General features: G+C 45.6%; 12 protein-coding genes. 5 read left to right on the top strand and 7 right to left on the bottom strand.

From position 1 onward, the window contains the following. Positions 1–249 precede the first annotated feature (249 nt). Positions 250–1,410: an MFS transporter gene (locus JV36_RS0109235; RefSeq protein WP_032095759.1), complete on the top strand. Its 1,161-nt coding sequence runs from the start codon at positions 250–252 to the stop codon at positions 1,408–1,410. 210 nt (positions 1,411–1,620) lie between these two features. Here JV36_RS0109235 and JV36_RS0109240 read toward each other — a convergent pair whose 3' ends face one another. The 6 genes from JV36_RS0109240 to JV36_RS0109265 form a co-directional block, all read right to left on the bottom strand. Then, positions 1,621–2,520 (bottom strand): hydroxymethylglutaryl-CoA lyase, encoded by a 900-nt coding sequence (locus JV36_RS0109240; protein ID WP_032095760.1) that lies wholly within the window; start codon positions 2,518–2,520, stop codon positions 1,621–1,623. A 5-nt stretch (positions 2,521–2,525) separates the two neighbouring features. After that, the gene (locus tag JV36_RS0109245) at positions 2,526–4,544 is read right to left on the bottom strand and encodes an acetyl/propionyl/methylcrotonyl-CoA carboxylase subunit alpha (RefSeq protein WP_032095761.1); all 2,019 of its coding nucleotides are present in this window, start codon (positions 4,542–4,544) and stop codon (positions 2,526–2,528) included. Continuing rightward, complete coding sequence (locus tag JV36_RS0109250) at positions 4,544–5,377, bottom strand: enoyl-CoA hydratase/isomerase family protein (protein ID WP_032095762.1); 834 nt, start codon at positions 5,375–5,377, stop codon at positions 4,544–4,546. The genes JV36_RS0109245 and JV36_RS0109250 overlap by 1 nt, the downstream gene beginning before the upstream one ends. A gap of 11 nt (positions 5,378–5,388) precedes the next feature. After that, complete coding sequence (locus JV36_RS0109255) at positions 5,389–6,996, bottom strand: carboxyl transferase domain-containing protein (RefSeq protein WP_032095763.1); 1,608 nt, start codon at positions 6,994–6,996, stop codon at positions 5,389–5,391. Positions 6,997–7,350: 354 nt separating this feature from the next. After that, complete coding sequence (locus JV36_RS0109260; protein WP_032095764.1) at positions 7,351–8,520, bottom strand: isovaleryl-CoA dehydrogenase; 1,170 nt, start codon at positions 8,518–8,520, stop codon at positions 7,351–7,353. Next, positions 8,517–8,924, bottom strand: a complete 408-nt coding sequence (locus JV36_RS0109265; RefSeq protein WP_032095765.1) for a MerR family transcriptional regulator — start codon at positions 8,922–8,924, stop codon at positions 8,517–8,519. Before JV36_RS0109265 ends, JV36_RS0109260 begins: the two co-directional genes overlap by 4 nt. Before the next feature lie 359 nt (positions 8,925–9,283). On the opposite strand from JV36_RS0109265, the gene JV36_RS0109270 reads away from it, so the two are divergent. The 4 genes from JV36_RS0109270 (at position 9,284) to JV36_RS0109285 (ending at position 14,586) form a co-directional block, all read left to right on the top strand. Continuing rightward, positions 9,284–10,459, top strand: a complete 1,176-nt coding sequence (locus JV36_RS0109270) for a thiolase family protein (RefSeq protein ID WP_032095766.1) — start codon at positions 9,284–9,286, stop codon at positions 10,457–10,459. A 384-nt stretch (positions 10,460–10,843) separates the two neighbouring features. Continuing rightward, positions 10,844–11,794 carry an alpha/beta hydrolase family protein gene (locus JV36_RS0109275; protein WP_052010141.1) on the top strand — a complete coding sequence of 317 codons (951 nt, stop codon included), beginning with the start codon at positions 10,844–10,846 and terminating at the stop codon, positions 11,792–11,794. Beyond that, the gene (gene kynU, locus JV36_RS0109280) at positions 11,787–13,022 is read left to right on the top strand and encodes a kynureninase (RefSeq protein ID WP_032095767.1); all 1,236 of its coding nucleotides are present in this window, start codon (positions 11,787–11,789) and stop codon (positions 13,020–13,022) included. Before JV36_RS0109275 ends, kynU begins: the two co-directional genes overlap by 8 nt. Positions 13,023–13,176: 154 nt before the next feature. Beyond that, positions 13,177–14,586 (top strand): diguanylate cyclase, encoded by a 1,410-nt coding sequence (locus JV36_RS0109285; RefSeq protein WP_235207814.1) that lies wholly within the window; start codon positions 13,177–13,179, stop codon positions 14,584–14,586. A 148-nt stretch (positions 14,587–14,734) separates the two neighbouring features. Here JV36_RS0109285 and JV36_RS0109290 read toward each other — a convergent pair whose 3' ends face one another. Then, positions 14,735–16,390, bottom strand: a complete 1,656-nt coding sequence (locus tag JV36_RS0109290) for a DUF342 domain-containing protein (protein ID WP_032095768.1) — start codon at positions 16,388–16,390, stop codon at positions 14,735–14,737. Positions 16,391–16,502: the final 112 nt, after the last annotated feature.

Consider the following 16,502-nt stretch of genomic DNA (forward strand, 5'->3'; position numbering starts at 1 on the left):
AGCCCTTTGACTTAGCCCACTAGGCCTACAGGACTGTTTCGCGATTAAAATGCTTCCATTTAGCCCAAAACTCGTACAACAAAGATCAACACGCCCTAATGCATTTTTCCACAACGCGCTTACCGATAGGCTAGTAACGTAAGCGTTTATCTTGTTCGTTTAACATGATCTTTTACATAGCCTCTTAACATGATCCTTAAACATAAGACCTCGTAAAACTTTACATATAATAAAAAACGAATCTACATCATGGCCAACAAGAAGCACCTTTTAGTCACTGGGTTATCGTTTAATAAATTAGCTGACTTACTTATTTCTGCGAAAACCACGCTTCCTGCCTTACTCATTATTCTGGGCGCTCCGGCTTGGATGGTAGGGTGGCTGGTGCCAATACGCGAATCTGGTGCACTCTTGCCTCAAGTGCTCATTAGCATGTATCTACGTAACAATGCCGCTAGGTATGTAGTGTGGCGTGTAGGTATATGTATTCAAATTGCTGCAGTGGCGGGAATATTGTGCTCTGCACTCTTTCTTCAAGGTTTTAACGCTGGGCTGTGTATTCTAGGTTTTCTCATACTGCTGAGCTTAGGTCGTTCTGCATGCTCGTTAACCGTTAAAGACATTGAAGCAGATGTAGTACCTAAAGGGGAACGGGGTAATCTTGTTGGATTGGCGTCTACTATTTCAGGCGTAATGACGCTGCTGGTTGCGGTTCCTCTACTCATTTTTGATGACACGTTTAAAGATAACGCTTTGCTGGGCGTACTAGTGTGCGCGGCGGTATCGTTCACTATTACGCTTTTATGCATGTTCAATTTGAAAACAAAGGTAGAGGACAACGGCGATGATAAAGGCAAAATGTTTTCTATCCGTTTCGATAAAACGGTTTATCAGTTTGTCTTTGTGCGCGGTCTCTTTGTTCACTCTGCGCTGGTTGCCCCATACTTCATGCTGGAAAATGGTGATAATGCGCAGAAATTATTACCTATTTATATTGCCGCACAGGCATTAGCATCTATGTGCTCGTCGTTACTTTGGGGAAAAGTTGCAGATTACAGCGCTAAGCTTACGCTGCAAATAGCAGGCGTGCTTACTATTGCTTCTTGCGTAGGGTTACTGATTATAAACTCTGACACGCTTATCATTTCTGCCGTTTTGTTCTTCGTTTTGTCTATTGCTCACTCTGGGGTGAGAACGGGACGAAAGACATACAGTCTTGATGTTAAAGAAGGGCAAGAGCGCACAGAACTGGTGGGGTTTTCAAACACGGCTATTGGCATAATCCTGCTCACCTTCGGGGCGGTGTATGCCGCTATCGGCCCATTTTTGTCGTTCTCGGTGGTGTATATTATGACCGCCATGATGGTTGTGGCTACAATTTCCACAGTGATACTGCCGAACGAAAAATAAAAGTGCGTAAAAGCTTATTTTATTAAGCCAGACTAGAGCCTGTCTCGATAACGACAAAAAAAGGGTGCCGATAAATCAGCACCCTTATATGTTTAAGTCAGCAGCCCCAGTATTTTAAAACTACTTTAAAACTAGGTTAAAACAGCCTTTGCTAAATAAGTCTAAGCTCAACAAGGCCTAGGCTAAAAACACCTAGGCTAAAAATACAAACTAGCTAGCCAAAAGCGCGTTGGCTACCTTAGAAGCTGGAGACTTATTGATCACCTTCGAGATAAAGTCTGTCGCTAAAAGCAGCTTTTGCATGTCGATGTTTGTCTCGATGCCCATGCCGTTTAGCATATAAAGCACATCTTCAGTCGCCACATTACCGCTTGCACCTTTAGCGTAAGGGCAACCGCCTAAGCCGGCTACAGCAGAGTCAATGGACGCCACTCCGTATTGCAACGCCGCGTAAATATTCACAAGCGCCTGTCCATAGGTATCGTGAAAGTGAACGGCAACATCGTCGACGGACAAAACAGTTAACACACTATCTAGTAAGCGCTGAGTCGCCGCAGGTGTACCAGTGCCTATGGTGTCGCCTAATGAAATTTCATAGCAGCCCATGTCAAGCAGCTGCTTAGATACTTTTGAAACCGCACTAGGTGCTATTTCGCCTTCATAAGGGCAACCCATAACACATGACACATACCCACGTACTCTCATGTTATGGGCATGGGCTTTCTCAATAACGGGTTCAAATTTTTGCAAACTCTCGTCAATTGAGCAGTTTATATTTTTCTTAGAAAACGACTCAGAGGCGGCGCCAAATACCGCTACCTCTGTTACTCCAGCCTCTATGGCAGCATCTAACCCCTTAACGTTTGGGGTTAGGGCTGAATAGACAATAGCGTTGGCTTTGTTGATGCCCGTTAACACACTGCCAGAATCAGCCATTTGTGGCACCCACTTGGGCGAAACAAAACTGCCAGCCTCAATGCGCTTCAAGCCTGTTTCAGACAGTAAGTTGATAAACGCAATTTTGTCATCAACAGTAACGATGGACTTTTCATTTTGAAGACCATCTCTTGCCCCAACTTCAACAATACTGACGTGCTGTGGTATACCCATGGCGACTAAGCTCCCTGTGCGTCGGCACTTGTGAATTCAAGCAAGGCTGCGCCGCCGTCTACCAATTCACCTGGTTCAAAGTAAAAGCTGTCCACAACACCATCGCTAGGCGCTACAATGCTGTGTTCCATTTTCATGGCTTCCATAACGAGAATTGGCTCGCCTTTTTTAACCTTTTCACCGCATTTCACTAAGTGGGCCACTATGGTGCCGTTCATTGGGGCATCGAAGTTAGTGTTACCACTATTTTCATCATCATCACCTTCAGATGGGGCAACAACAGTAAAGTTGATATGCGTATCTTGGTTGTATAAGCCAAAATCGCCATCGCTTACTGCGAAGGTGTATTTCGATTTAATACCTGCTACTTCAACGCTAAGCTGATGATCATTAATGGCGCCACTGACTTTCACCGTGGAATTTGCCGTTGTAATTTCCCACGCCGCAGATGCATCGGCATTAAACACATGACACACCGTTACCGTGAACTCTTCTTCGCCAACTAATAGCGTAAGCTGCTCTTCGTGAGACGCGTTTGCCCGCCATGCACCTGCCGTAAACCAAGGGGAAGAGCTTGCTCTGTCAGCAGCTAAGCCTTTTTCTAAACGGCGACGTAATACGGCTAGTATCGCCATTACCGGTAACTTTGCCTGAATATCGCGCTTAGCCTCAGCAAACAATGCGTCGTTGTGCTTTTCAACAAAGGTTGTGGTTAATTCTGCAGCCTTAAATGCGCTATTGCTTGCTACGCGCTTGAGAAAATCGATATTGGTTGTTACACCCGCAATATGATAATCGCCAAGGGCATGCAGTAATCTTTTAAGCGCGATATCACGAGACTCGCCCCATACCACAAGCTTTGCAATCATAGGGTCGTAATAAACACTCACCTCGTCACCTTGCACAACACCCGTGTCTACTCGTATAAGTGAAGACTCTTCAGGTGGTTGTAACAAATGCAGAACACCGGTGGACGGTAAGAAGTTATTGGCTGGATCTTCAGCGTAAATACGGGCTTCAAATGCGTGCCCATTAAGAGTAAGTTGCTGCTGGGTTTTAGGAAGCGTATTGCCTTCTGCCACACTCAGCTGCCACTGGACCAAATCTTCGCCAGTGATCATCTCCGTAACAGGGTGTTCTACCTGAAGGCGGGTATTCATTTCCATGAAGTAAAACGAGCCGTCCTCATCTAATAAGAACTCGACGGTACCAGCACCTTCATAATTAATCGCTTTTGCCGCCAAGATTGCCGCTTCACCCATGCTTTCCCGAATGCTCTGGGTCATGTTTGGGGCAGGCGCTTCTTCAATAATTTTTTGGTGGCGACGCTGTACCGAGCAGTCGCGCTCAAATAAGTACACGCCGTTACCATGGCTATCACAGAACACCTGTATTTCCACGTGGCGAGGGCGAGTGAGGTACTTTTCTACAAGCATATGGTCGTCGCCAAAGCTTGCCATAGACTCGCGTTTTGCCGCGTTAAGCGCCTGAGTGAATTCGCCTTCGTTCCACACCTGACGCATACCTTTACCGCCGCCACCTGCGGCCGCTTTTAGTAATACTGGGTAGCCCATGTCATCTGCCGCTTGTTTAAGCGTAGACTCTTGCTGGTCATCACCGTGATAGCCTGGTACTAGCGGTACGCCTGCTTCTTCCATAATCCGTTTAGCCGCAGATTTAGAGCCCATGGCTTCAATGGCAGACGCCGGCGGCCCCACAAAAATAATGTCATTAGACTTACAAAGGTTGGCAAATTCGGCATTTTCAGATAAGAAACCATAGCCAGGATGAATCGCGTCAACGCCCAGTGCTTTGGCGTGCTCAATGATAAGGTCGCTGCGTAAATAGCTATCCTTAGAGGGGGAGGGTCCAAGGTGAATGGCTTCGTCGGCCATGGCAACATGACGTGCATTAATATCTGCATCAGAATAAACGGCGACGGTTTTTACACCTAAGTGCTTAGCCGTTTTCATTACTCGGCATGCTATTTCACCGCGGTTTGCCACTAAGAGTTTATTTATCATTATTTTGCCTCCAACCAAGCTGCTTTGCGCTTTTCAAGAAACGCACTTAGGCCCTCTTGGCCTTCTTCAGAAGTTCTTACTTTGGCGATGAGTTTGCTGGTATCGTTTAACATGTCGCTGTCTATTGGTTTATGTGATACCCACTGAACAAGCGCCTTTGATTGTGATACGGCCTGCGGACCATTCTTCAAAATGCTAGCGATGATATCGTTAACCGTGCTGTCTAAGTCTTCTTCATTGACCGCTTCGCTTAGCAAGCCCAAACGTCTGGCTCGTCTTGCAGAAAACACCTCAGCAGTTTGGAAATAGCGTCTGCACACGCGCGCGCCCATTGCCTCAATAACATAAGGGCTGATGGTAGCGGGCACTAAACCAATTTTCACTTCGCTTAAGCAAAAGTTAGTCAGTTTACTGCCGATGGCAATATCACAGCAGGCGATAAGACCTACCGCGCCGCCAAAGGCAGCACCTTGAACCCTTGCAATGGTAGGTTTTGGTAGGGTGTAAAGCGTATGAAGCATTGAGGCAAGGCCCATGGCATCTTCACGATTTTGTGCCTCGGTGTAACTGGCCATTTTTTTCATCCAGTTGAGGTCGGCACCGGCACTAAAACTCTTACCTTCAGCGCGTAAAACAACAGCGCGAACAGAGTCATCAAGGCCTGCTTTTTTAAAAAGCCTTTCTAGCTCGGCAATCATGTCATCATTAAACGCATTGTGCTTTTCAGCACGGTTCAATGTAACGGTAGCTATATGATTATCGTCTACGTGATACGTTACTGCGTCAGATACTATGGTTTCTTTTTGGGGATTATTTCTTTGGGTGTTGTCCATTCGTGATGCTCCTACATTCTAAATATGCCGAATTGCGTTTCTTCAATTGGCTTATTAAGTGCTGCAGATAATGACAAACCCAACACTAAGCGAGTGTCTGCGGGGTCAATCACGCCATCGTCCCATAATCTCGCTGATGCGAAGTAGGGGTGTCCTTGCTCTTCGTATTTATCAACAACAGGTTGTTTGAATTGTTTTTCTTCTTCTTCGCTCCAGCTTTCGCCAGCACGCTCTTTCTGATCGCGCTTAACCTGCGCCAATACGCCCGCAGCTTGTTCACCGCCCATCACAGAGATACGTGCATTGGGCCACATAAACATAAAGCGCGGGTCGTATGCTCTGCCGCACATACCGTAGTTACCAGCACCAAAACTACCGCCAATGAGCACCGTTAGTTTAGGTACGTTAGCACAGGCTACAGCCGTTACCATTTTGGCGCCGTGTTTCGCAATGCCGCCATGCTCGTACTGTTTACCCACCATAAAGCCGGTGATGTTTTGTAAGAATATAAGAGGAATTTTCCGTTGAGCGCAAAGCTCAACAAAGTGCGCGCCCTTCATGGCGCTCTCGCCAAATAGGATGCCGTTATTAGCAACTATGCCAACGGGGTTTCCGAAAAGGCGGGCGAAACCGCACACAAGTGTGGTGCCGTAAAGTGGCTTAAACTCATCAAAGTCAGAATCATCGACTATGCGAGCGATAATCTCTCTCACATCAAAAGTCTGTCTGCTGTCTTTAGGCACAATTCCATAAATTTCTTTTGGATCGAATTTAGGTGGCTTGGGCTCTTTAACATCAAGCAGCTTTGGCTTTTCTCTGTTAAGACGAGACACTGCATTTCGAGCAAGCGATAGGGCGTGGTGATCATTATTGGCTAATTGATCAGCAACGCCGGAAATACGGGTATGAACGTCTCCGCCACCCAGTTCTTCAGCGGTAACCACTTCACCGGTGGCCGCTTTTACCAGCGGTGGACCACCCAGAAAGATAGTTGCCTGTTCTTTTACGATGATGCTTTCATCTGCCATGGCGGGAACGTAGGCACCACCCGCGGTGCACGACCCCATCACAACCGCAATTTGCGGAATATTTTTAGCCGACATATTCGCTTGATTGAAAAAGATTCGACCAAAGTGTTCTCTGTCAGGAAATACTTCATCTTGACGAGGTAAATTTGCGCCACCTGAGTCTACAAGATAGATACAAGGAAGATTGTTCTGCTCGGCAATCGTTTGGGCTCGTAAATGCTTTTTAACAGTGAGCGGGTAATAGGTGCCGCCTTTTACTGTGGCGTCGTTGGCCACAATCATGCATTCAGTGCCGGCAACTATACCGATACCTGCCACTACACCTGCACACGGTACGTAGTCGTCGTAGACTTCCCATGCTGCAAGTTGGCCAATTTCAAGAAATGGGGTGTCTTTATCGAGAAGGGCGTTTATACGATCTCTTGGGAGAAGCTTTCCGCGTGAGATATGACGTTCGGCAGCTTTCTCTCCGCCGCCCTGTGCGATTTTCGTTATTTTTTCGTGCAAGTCATCGACTTGCGCCTGCATATGTTCGCGGTTTGCTGCGAACGTTTCAGATTTGGTATTTACACTTGAACGTAGAACGGGCATACCCCCTCCTGTGTATTAGCACTTGATAGCGGCGCTGTTAATTTATTATTCAAATTATCTTGAAGCTAAAAGGATAGTCGGTGTTGTTGTATTTCGTTTTATTATTAACCCGAAGCTTCAAACGTAAAATTAAGATGTGCAAGCAGGCAAAGCTTCTGGCAGGGGCTTGAATCTTAAGATGCAAATGCGAGAGACACCCATACCAGTAGGTCACTGAATATAAATGTCTCTTAAGTACAGTCTCTAGCTTCTGTGCTTTCCAATCGCTTCATACATTAAGCTACTGCTGCGCGTTAACTGCGCTATAGCTAAGCCTTTACCGACGCTCTGCCTTGCGTATTTAGTTCAAAAACCTTATTTAGATTCGTTAAATAGCTCTCGGCCTATCAGCATACGTCTAATTTCAGAGGTACCTGCGCCAATTTCATACAGCTTGGCATCGCGTAAAAGACGACCTGTAGGGTATTCGTTGATATAGCCGTTACCACCAAGCAATTGAATGGCGTCTAATGCAATTTTCGTTGCTAGCTCAGCAGAGTAAAGTATGGCACCCGCTGCATCTTTACGCGTGGTTTCGCCGCGATCGCAAGACTGTGCTACCGCATAAACATAGGCTCTTGATGCATTCATCTGCGTATACATGTCGGCAACTTTGCCCTGTACTAGCTGAAACTGTCCGATTGATTGACCAAACTGCTCTCGGTCGTGCACATAAGGAACTACTATATCCATACATGCTTGCATGATCCCAAGTGGTCCGCCAGATAGTACAAGTCTCTCGTAGTCTAAACCACTCATTAATACGCGAACGCCTTCGCCTTCGTTACCTAAGATGTTCTCAGCTGGCACTTCACAGTCTTCAAACACAAGTTCACATGTATTTGATGAGCGCATGCCGAGTTTATCTAGCTTCTGTGCACGGCTAAACCCTGGGAAGTCGCGCTCAACGATAAACGCCGTTATGCCTCGGGGGCCCGCCGCTGGGTCGGTTTTCGCATAGATAACAAAGGTATGCGCATCTGGACCGTTAGTGATCCACATTTTGTTACCGTTTAAGATGTATTTATCGCCTCGTTTCTCTGCGCGCAGCTTCATGCTTACCACGTCAGAACCAGCGTTTGGCTCACTCATCGCAAGGGCGCCGATATGCTCACCAGAAACGAGTTTTGGAAGATACTTTTCTCGTTGGGCTTCGTTGCCGTTACGGTATATTTGGTTGATGCACAAATTTGAGTGAGCGCCATAGCTTAGGCCAATGCCGCCAGAGGCACGGCTTACTTCTTCCATGGCAATAGTATGGGCTAGATAACCCATTCCTGAGCCGCCATACTGCTCTGAAACAGTCACGCCATTAAGGCCCATGTCGCCTAACTTCGTCCAAAGCTGGTTAGGGAACTGGTTATCTTCGTCAGCCTGTGCAGCAAGTGGTGCAATTTCGTTTTGAGCAAACTGATAGACCTGATCTCGAAGCATATCGATTTCTTCGCCAAGTCCAAAATTCATCGTAGGGTAGGAGGTGTTCATGCAATTTTTCCTCGTTTAAGTTCTGCGAGTTCTTCTCTACATCTGGTTTCAACATCGTCCAGCTCTGTCATCAACATTTGTATGTCTTCTAATTGTTGATTAAGCACTGCACGCTTTTGCTCGGACATTTCTAGCATCGCTTCTAACTGAACGGCCGAGTTTGGATTACTGTCGTACATGTCGAATAGCGTCTTTACTTCGGCAAGTGAAAAGCCAAGGCGCTTGCCGCGCAATATTAGCTTTAGGCGAACCCGGTCTTTGTTTAAATAAACACGGTTTTGCCCAGTGCGAGTGGGAGATAGAAGCCCTTGCTCTTCGTAAAAACGAATGGAGCGGGGCGTAATATCGAACTCTCTCGCAAGCTCACCAATGGCGAAAGTAGTTTCATTGTCCGACTGACTCATTACATGTACCTTGTCGTATAGCATTTTCTTGCTGTCCAAAATTAAACGTGGACTCATGTCCTTAACGTTGCGCGTATACTTTATGTGCGCATAATTCACTGCCATCCTTTTGATCACGCTACGGCTGTGCTTACTTTCTGTATGAAGTAAGAATGTTGCGTTTGGTTGACAGTTCCTTGTTACAGGTTTACGTTAACGTTAATTACATTTTACGTAAAGGTAAAGTAACATTTTGCTAACGTCAATTTTTCATGATGACGGTCTTTGTTTAGCACGGTTCAAGGTGTTTACTTTTGTATACATGACGTAAAGCGAACACATTTAAGTAATTGAAAATATTATATATTAAGGGTGAAATTATGAGTGATAAAACAGTAGTGATCGTTGCAGCTAAACGTACGCCAATGGGCGGTTTTAACGGTAGCCTAGCGCCAGTGAGTGCAACAGATTTAGGTAATGTGGCGATTAAAGCCGCGTGTGAAAGCATGGATGTTTCTCAAATAGACGAAGTGGTAATGGGCTGTGTATTGCCAGCGGGTCTAGGTCAATCACCTGCGCGTCAAGCGTCGCTAGGTGCCGGTTTACCGCTAAGTGCAGGTGTTACCACAATCAATAAAGTTTGCGGTTCAGGGCTGAAGGCCGTCATGCTTGCCCATGATTTAATTAAAGCGGGAAGTGCAGACACGGTTGTTGCCGGCGGTATGGAAAGTATGAGTAACGCACCATACATGCTGCCTAAGGCCCGTTCTGGTTATCGAATGGGGCACGGCCAAGTGCTCGATCACATGATGCTGGATGGACTTGAAAACGCCTACGACGGAAAAGCAATGGGTTGTTTCGCCCAAGACACCGCCGACAGTGAAAACATTACTCGAGAAGAAATGGATGAGTTCGCATTAAGCTCTCTGTCAAAGGCTCATGAAGCCATTAATAGCGGGACCTTTGGTGACGAAATTGCAAAAGTTACGATTTCTGGTCGCAAGGGCGATATAGTTGTCGATACCGATGAAGGTCCTGGCTCAGCCCGTCCAGAAAAAATTCCATCACTTCGACCTGCTTTCAAAAAAGACGGCACCGTTACAGCCGCAAACTCCAGCTCAATTTCGGACGGTGCAGCAGCGCTAGTGGTAATGAGCGAAGAAAAAGCAAAAGAAATGGGGCTAACGCCGCTAGCCAAAGTAGTGGCTCACGCAACACATTCTATTGAGCCAGAAAACTTTACCGTAGCCCCAGTAGGTGCAATGGAAAAAGTATTAAGCAAAGCAGGTTGGACAAAAGAAGAAGTAGACCTGTTTGAAATAAACGAAGCATTTGCCATGGTCACTATGCTTGCCATTAAAAAGTTAGGCCTCGATGAGAGTAAAGTAAACGTTAAAGGTGGCGCTTGTGCTCTTGGCCATCCAATTGGCGCTTCGGGTGCTCGTTTACTTGTTACATTGCTTCATGCGCTTAAACAGCGCAATAAAAAGCGTGGCATTGCCTCACTGTGTATCGGCGGTGGTGAAGGTGTAGCACTTGCTGTAGAGATGCTGTAGGTTACATAAAGACTACGATTTTCACTTTATAAAAAGTAATCAAGTGCAACTAAACGCGCTTAACAGCGATTATGTAGCTAGGTAGATAAATCACTATGTAAGTACATAAGTAGATACATAAGTAAGTACATAAATAGTTACATAATTTTAATAGCATAAATGGCACCGTTTGTGGTGCCATTTATGTTTAAATAAATAAAAAAATACATAATAAGAACGTTATATGAAGTTTAAAGCTTTTTCTGCCAATACAGTTTTTATTTACTTAGGCGCCAATTTAAACGTCGGTACTAATGCAAAAACAAGCGCAAATGCAAGCGCAAACGCAAACATCTGTGAAAACGTAAGCGCCTACAAAAACGCATCTTCAAAATTAGCGCTGTCATGAACTGGGCTGCTACGGATTGGCATAAGAAAGCCTGGCCTGTAATGATCAGGCTACCGAATAAATTACTTTTGCTAGTTGTTACCATGTTGACTTTGGCCGGGTGTTCATCACTGACAGCTGTGGATGAAAAACACAGCGAGACAAAGACGCCAGAGACATTAACTTCCTTCGACCAAGTTCCCTACAGCTCACTCTTATTGCTGCCTAAAACTGTGCCGACACGCACAATAGCTTACGGCAGCGATGCGCTTCAAACGGTGTCAGTATATGAAGCACAAAGAGATAGCGGGGGAGTAAGCGCATCTCATTCTGCCATTATTTTTATCCACGGTGGCTGCTGGCTAAATGCATACGATGCTTCCCATGGCGCTGGCTTCTATTCAGCTTTGGCTAACACAGGCATCGATACTTACGCGGTGGAATACAGAAGAACCGGCGATGAGGGTGGAGGTTGGCCCGGCAGTTTTCACGATATTCAAAACGCGATAAACACAGTAACGCGCTCACTTTCCCAAACAAATAAAGAAAAAAATGTCTACATTGTAGGCCACTCGGCGGGAGGTCACTTGGCCCTGCTTGCTGCCGCTTCTCAGCTAAATATACCGAAGAGCATAAATATAAAAGCCGTTATCGGCCTTGCAGCGATTACCAATATAACCGAGTACGCCAAGGGTACAAATAGTTGTCAAACCGCAACGCCTGATTTTATGGGCGGCAAGCCCGAAGTACGTTTTGAGGCGTATAAACAAGCAACACCACATTTAGAGCGTATTGGGTATCCGGTAGTGCTGATGCAGGGTGATGCGGACGCCATAGTGCCCGCTTTGCACAGCGAGAGCGAGCATGCCAAAACAATCTCTATTGTAAACGGTGGCCATTTTGATTGGCTACATCCTAAATCAGACTCCTACAAAGCACTCGTAAAGGTAGTGACAGCAAATGATTAACAAGGTTTTTTCCGCCAAGCAGTTAGACGATAAAGATCCCTTACGCCACGTTGTCAGTCAATTTGCACTGCCTCCCGATACCATTTACTTAGACGGGAATTCACTGGGGCCACTACCAAAGGCCGCTGAGGAGCGAGCTCGCGACGTGGTAACTAACCAGTGGGGTAAGGATTTAATAAAAAGCTGGAACTGCCACGATTGGATAAGACTTCCTCAAAAGGTAGGTGATAAAATAGGCGCGCTAATAGGAGCAGAGGCAGGACAAGTCGTTTCTTGTGACTCAATATCCATTAATCTGTTTAAAGTGCTAAGCGCGGCGCTCAATATGCAGCCTGATAAAAAGGTGATAGCAACCACCCGTGACAATTTCCCAACCGATATTTATATGGTCCAAGGACTGCTCACGTTGCTTGGTGATGACTACACTATTCGTTACATAGATGAGGGCGATATAGAAGGCCAGTTGTCTGACGACATAGCGGTACTTATGCTGACTCAGGTAAACTTTCGCTCCGGCTTTAAATTGAATATGGAGACGATAACTCGCCAAGCACAGAAGCTTGGTATTCTTACATTATGGGATTTAGCGCACAGTGCAGGGGCGTTTCCAGTAGAATTAGACAAGTGTAATGTAGATTTTGCGGTAGGTTGTACCTACAAATATCTTAACGGTGGCCCGGGCGCGCCGGCGTTTGTGTATGTAGCGCAAAGACATCAACAGCAATATAGGCAGCCTTTGTCAGGGTGGATGGGTCATCAATCTCCATTTGCATTTACGCCCGATTACGAAGCTGATGATTCAGTGAGTCAGAACCTATGCGGCACCCCGGGTATTTTGAGCATGAGTGTTCTTGATGCCGCTTTGTCAGTGTTTGACGATATAAGCTTGAAAGCGATAGATGAAAAATCCAAAAAGCTTCAAGCTTTTTTCGCCGCAGAAGGAAAGCGCGCAGGCCTTTGCGACTATATGGATATTGTCAGCCCTCCTATCGAAAACAGAGGTAGTCAGGTGGCACTGTCGCACCCAGAAGCCTATGCAATATGCCAGGCGTGGATTGCTAAGGGGGTTATTGCAGATTTTCGGGCCCCCAATATTTTGCGAATAGGCTTTGCACCACTTTATTTATCATTTGAGGATATTGAAGTCGCGGTGTCTAAACTGGCCGATATCATGCAAAAAAAGACATATGAAAAGGCCGAGTTTCAACGCAAACAGCACGTTACGTAACCAGTTAACTGCAAAATCACAGAAATTCACAGAAAAACGTTCTTGAAAACATTGCAAAATGGCGGTGAAGAATGAATACTTTCTCGCTGTTTTTGCAAGTAGTGTTAATGGTAAGGCTTTGAAATTATTTAGCTATGTCGGGTGGACAGTTTTCTTGAGCGTAAATATGCTTATTTGCGCGGCATCCGCTCAAATTGAAAATGAGTTTGAGAGCGAAATACTCGACAATACTATTGAGAATGTGACCTACTGCGTCGATCCTAATTGGGCGCCCTACGAAGCCATCCGCAATAACCTTCATGTTGGTATATCTGCTGAATACCTCGACATTATCGCCGACATCGGCAACCTCTCTTTTACATTAGTTCCTACAGAGAGCTGGCAGCAAAGCTTAGAGTTTGTTCAACAAGGGCGTTGCCAAGTCATTCCTATGCTGAATACTTCAGACTATCGCCGGCAATTTCTCGATTTTAGTCTCCCTTACTTTGAAGCCCCGAATGTGCTGATTGCAAAAGAGGGAACTCCGATGTTACAAGGGTATGCAGGGGTAGGTAACCGAACGGTTGGTATCGTTGATGGCTATCGCCAGCTTGAATACATTTATCGTCATTACCCCAATGTACGTTTAGCGATGGTGCCGTCTGAGCAAGAAGGACTTAATCTTCTCGGTGAAGATAAGTTCGACGTAATGGTTGGTTCACTGCTTAGCGTGAACATGCATATCAATAATCAAAACCTAAAAGACTTAAGCATAGTAGGGTATGCAGAGCCACACGACTCTCTAGCGTTTGGCGTGAACAAATCGTCGAGCCACCTAATACCAAAGCTGAATTTCGCCATAGAGCGCATTCCTGAAGAAAAGAAAGTAGAAATCTATAAGCGCTGGAATAACGTTAAAATGCGCTATAGCCGCAGCTATTCTCAATTAATGCTTTGGGTAACTATCGTATTGCTTGTGTTGCTATGGTTAATTTACCGCAATCGATATGTGCGAAAATACCAACATATCGTGGCGCAAAAAGATGAAGAAATAGGAGCGCTTCAGGCAACGCTGTTAGAAAAGAACCGTACGCTCGCTTTCTTATCTGCCCACGACAAAACAACCGGGCTGTATAACCGAAACCATATGATACAGCGAGCTGAAGAGGAAATTTCTCGTTTCCAGCGCTTTCACACAACCGCAACGCTCATTCTTATTGATTTAGCACAGCGAGATGTTAATGCGAGAGCTATCGACGACTTTGTGCGTGAGGATTTGTTGAGAAAAACAGCGGCAAGCTGTTTAAGCACAATACGAGAAGTGGATGTGGTGTCTCGTTTCAACGAACAGTTGTTTATTATTCTGTGCCCTCAAACAGAACTGGATGCGGCAACCACGCTTGCTCATCGGTTGTTAGAACGAATGAAGCAAGAAGACGCAATTTCATCGCTAATGAGTGTGTCTATGGGGTTAGCTGAACTGAAAGATGAAGAAGAGTTTTCCGATTGGTACGAGCGAACACTCAAAGCTTTAAATAAAACAAAGCGCGAAGGTGTAGACAGCATCTCTGTGGCCGAGAAATAATTCAGGCTCATAAGTTGGGCTAAAGGGCTGGGGGTACGAGCAAAGCGCTTGCGCTTAGCTCGGTCAATACAGAGACCTAGCTCATACCCCCACAAAAAGACTCACTCACAATCAAAAACAGCCCGACCACATAAGGTAAACTAAACGTCTACACAATAGGGTCGTAGTGCCACTGATGTGCGTCGTAACGAATCTGGGAGCGATTGTACTCGCGCTCTGAACGCCAGTTTCTGTTGTTAAGTTTGGCAGTAACCCCAGGGTAAAGTCGCTTATTCGCTATCAGCTTAACGTCAGATTGATAGGATTCTTTGGCGCCTTTCACTTCAGAGGCTTTTCCTTCAATCCATTCAAGTAACGCAGTTTCGTTGTTAAATAGCTCAAGAGCGTCAGTCATTTTTTGTTTGAGCTCTTTAGGGACTTTTTTACTTTTCAGTAAATCGATTTTTTCTTTGTGTTTTGAGTTATTTTCCCGAATTTGCTTAAGCAGTTCATCTAAGCCGTCTTTTCGTTCCAATAATAAGTTAAAGCCCGGGCTAAAATCTATTTTTAACGTACTGCCTGATACCGCCCCTAGTGTGCCCGCTTCAACACGCCCTTGGCTGATGATGTCGCAGGCAAACAAATTCCCCATGGGGTTATCTAACTGACCAACGATAACAGCGCCGCCACAGCGCAACCTGCTGTAGGCTAGCTGTCTGCCAACAGTGACATCGCCTTTGCACTGCACCTCAACACCTTGTCCGTGCTGAACGTGAATGCTGCCTGCAGCAATCAATTTACAATGGTATTCACCATCGTTATCGTTAACCTTGCCCATGGCTCCTTCAGTAATAATGATATCGCCGCCTGATTCGATAAGAGCCGATTCTACAAAGCCATTGATGGTGACATCGCCTGACGCTTTAATTTGCATTTTTTCGGTAACATCACCGTTAACCAGTACTGCACCTTCATAATTAACATGCCCGGAGCCCACATTTACGCCTGTGCAAATAAAGGTGTCGTCTATATTCATTATTTGATCGCGATATTTCGGCATGCCGGATATGCTTGATACAAGCAGATTTGAATCGCTGTCTGATACGACGGTACCGCTTCCCATTTTGAAATCAAGCCATTCGCCTGGCACGGATGGAAGCTTATTGCCTTTGATGTCAAATCCAGTGCGACCCTTTGTAGGTGCCGTGCGTTTCAAGACTGGTGTGTCTACTTTAACGCAAATTACCTCGCCCAAATTACGCATATCAACCCGTTCGCCCACTTGGGTTTGCGGTTTTAAGATTCGTTCTAATGCGTTAGGAACGAGGGGGATAAATTTAGAATTTTTACCATTTCTTGGGGGAAGGCCCTTTGCTATGGTGTCTTCAAGGATTTCGCCGCTTGTGGCGTGTTTCGCCTGTATCAGCAACGTCTTAATGCGCTTTGTGCTAATGCCCTTAACAATCTTACTTTTCATTGCAAGAGACATTATTGCACCCATTGAGGGGAGTTTGCCGCCATAAGGTGCTGTTAACACTAAATTTGTCGACATATTGTCTTCGGGAATACGAAACTCTACTTCGGCATTTTTTCGCTCGCCAATACGCTCTCTTACTATTGTACTGTCGCCAGTTTTAAAATAATGGTTGGCAGTATCACATGCAGACTTTAGTGATTTTTCTGAAACGTATAGACCCGATGTTTCGCCGCGTTCAAGCTCGGCGCGAATGCTACTGATATCAATATCGGCATCAAATAAAGAAGGGTCGAGCTGAATATTTATATACGTTCTAGATTTATCGAAACTAATTGTAACGCCATTCATGACAACATAATCCTCTGAGCACACCTTGATGTGTTATCGGCCGCTCGTATTGTTACTTAATGGTACTTTCTATGACTATTGTCACTGTCTGACGTATCGTTAGTACAAAACG

It is taken from the genome of Alteromonas sp. LOR (assembly GCF_000753865.1).
Classification (GTDB): Bacteria; Pseudomonadota; Gammaproteobacteria; order Enterobacterales; family Alteromonadaceae; genus Alteromonas.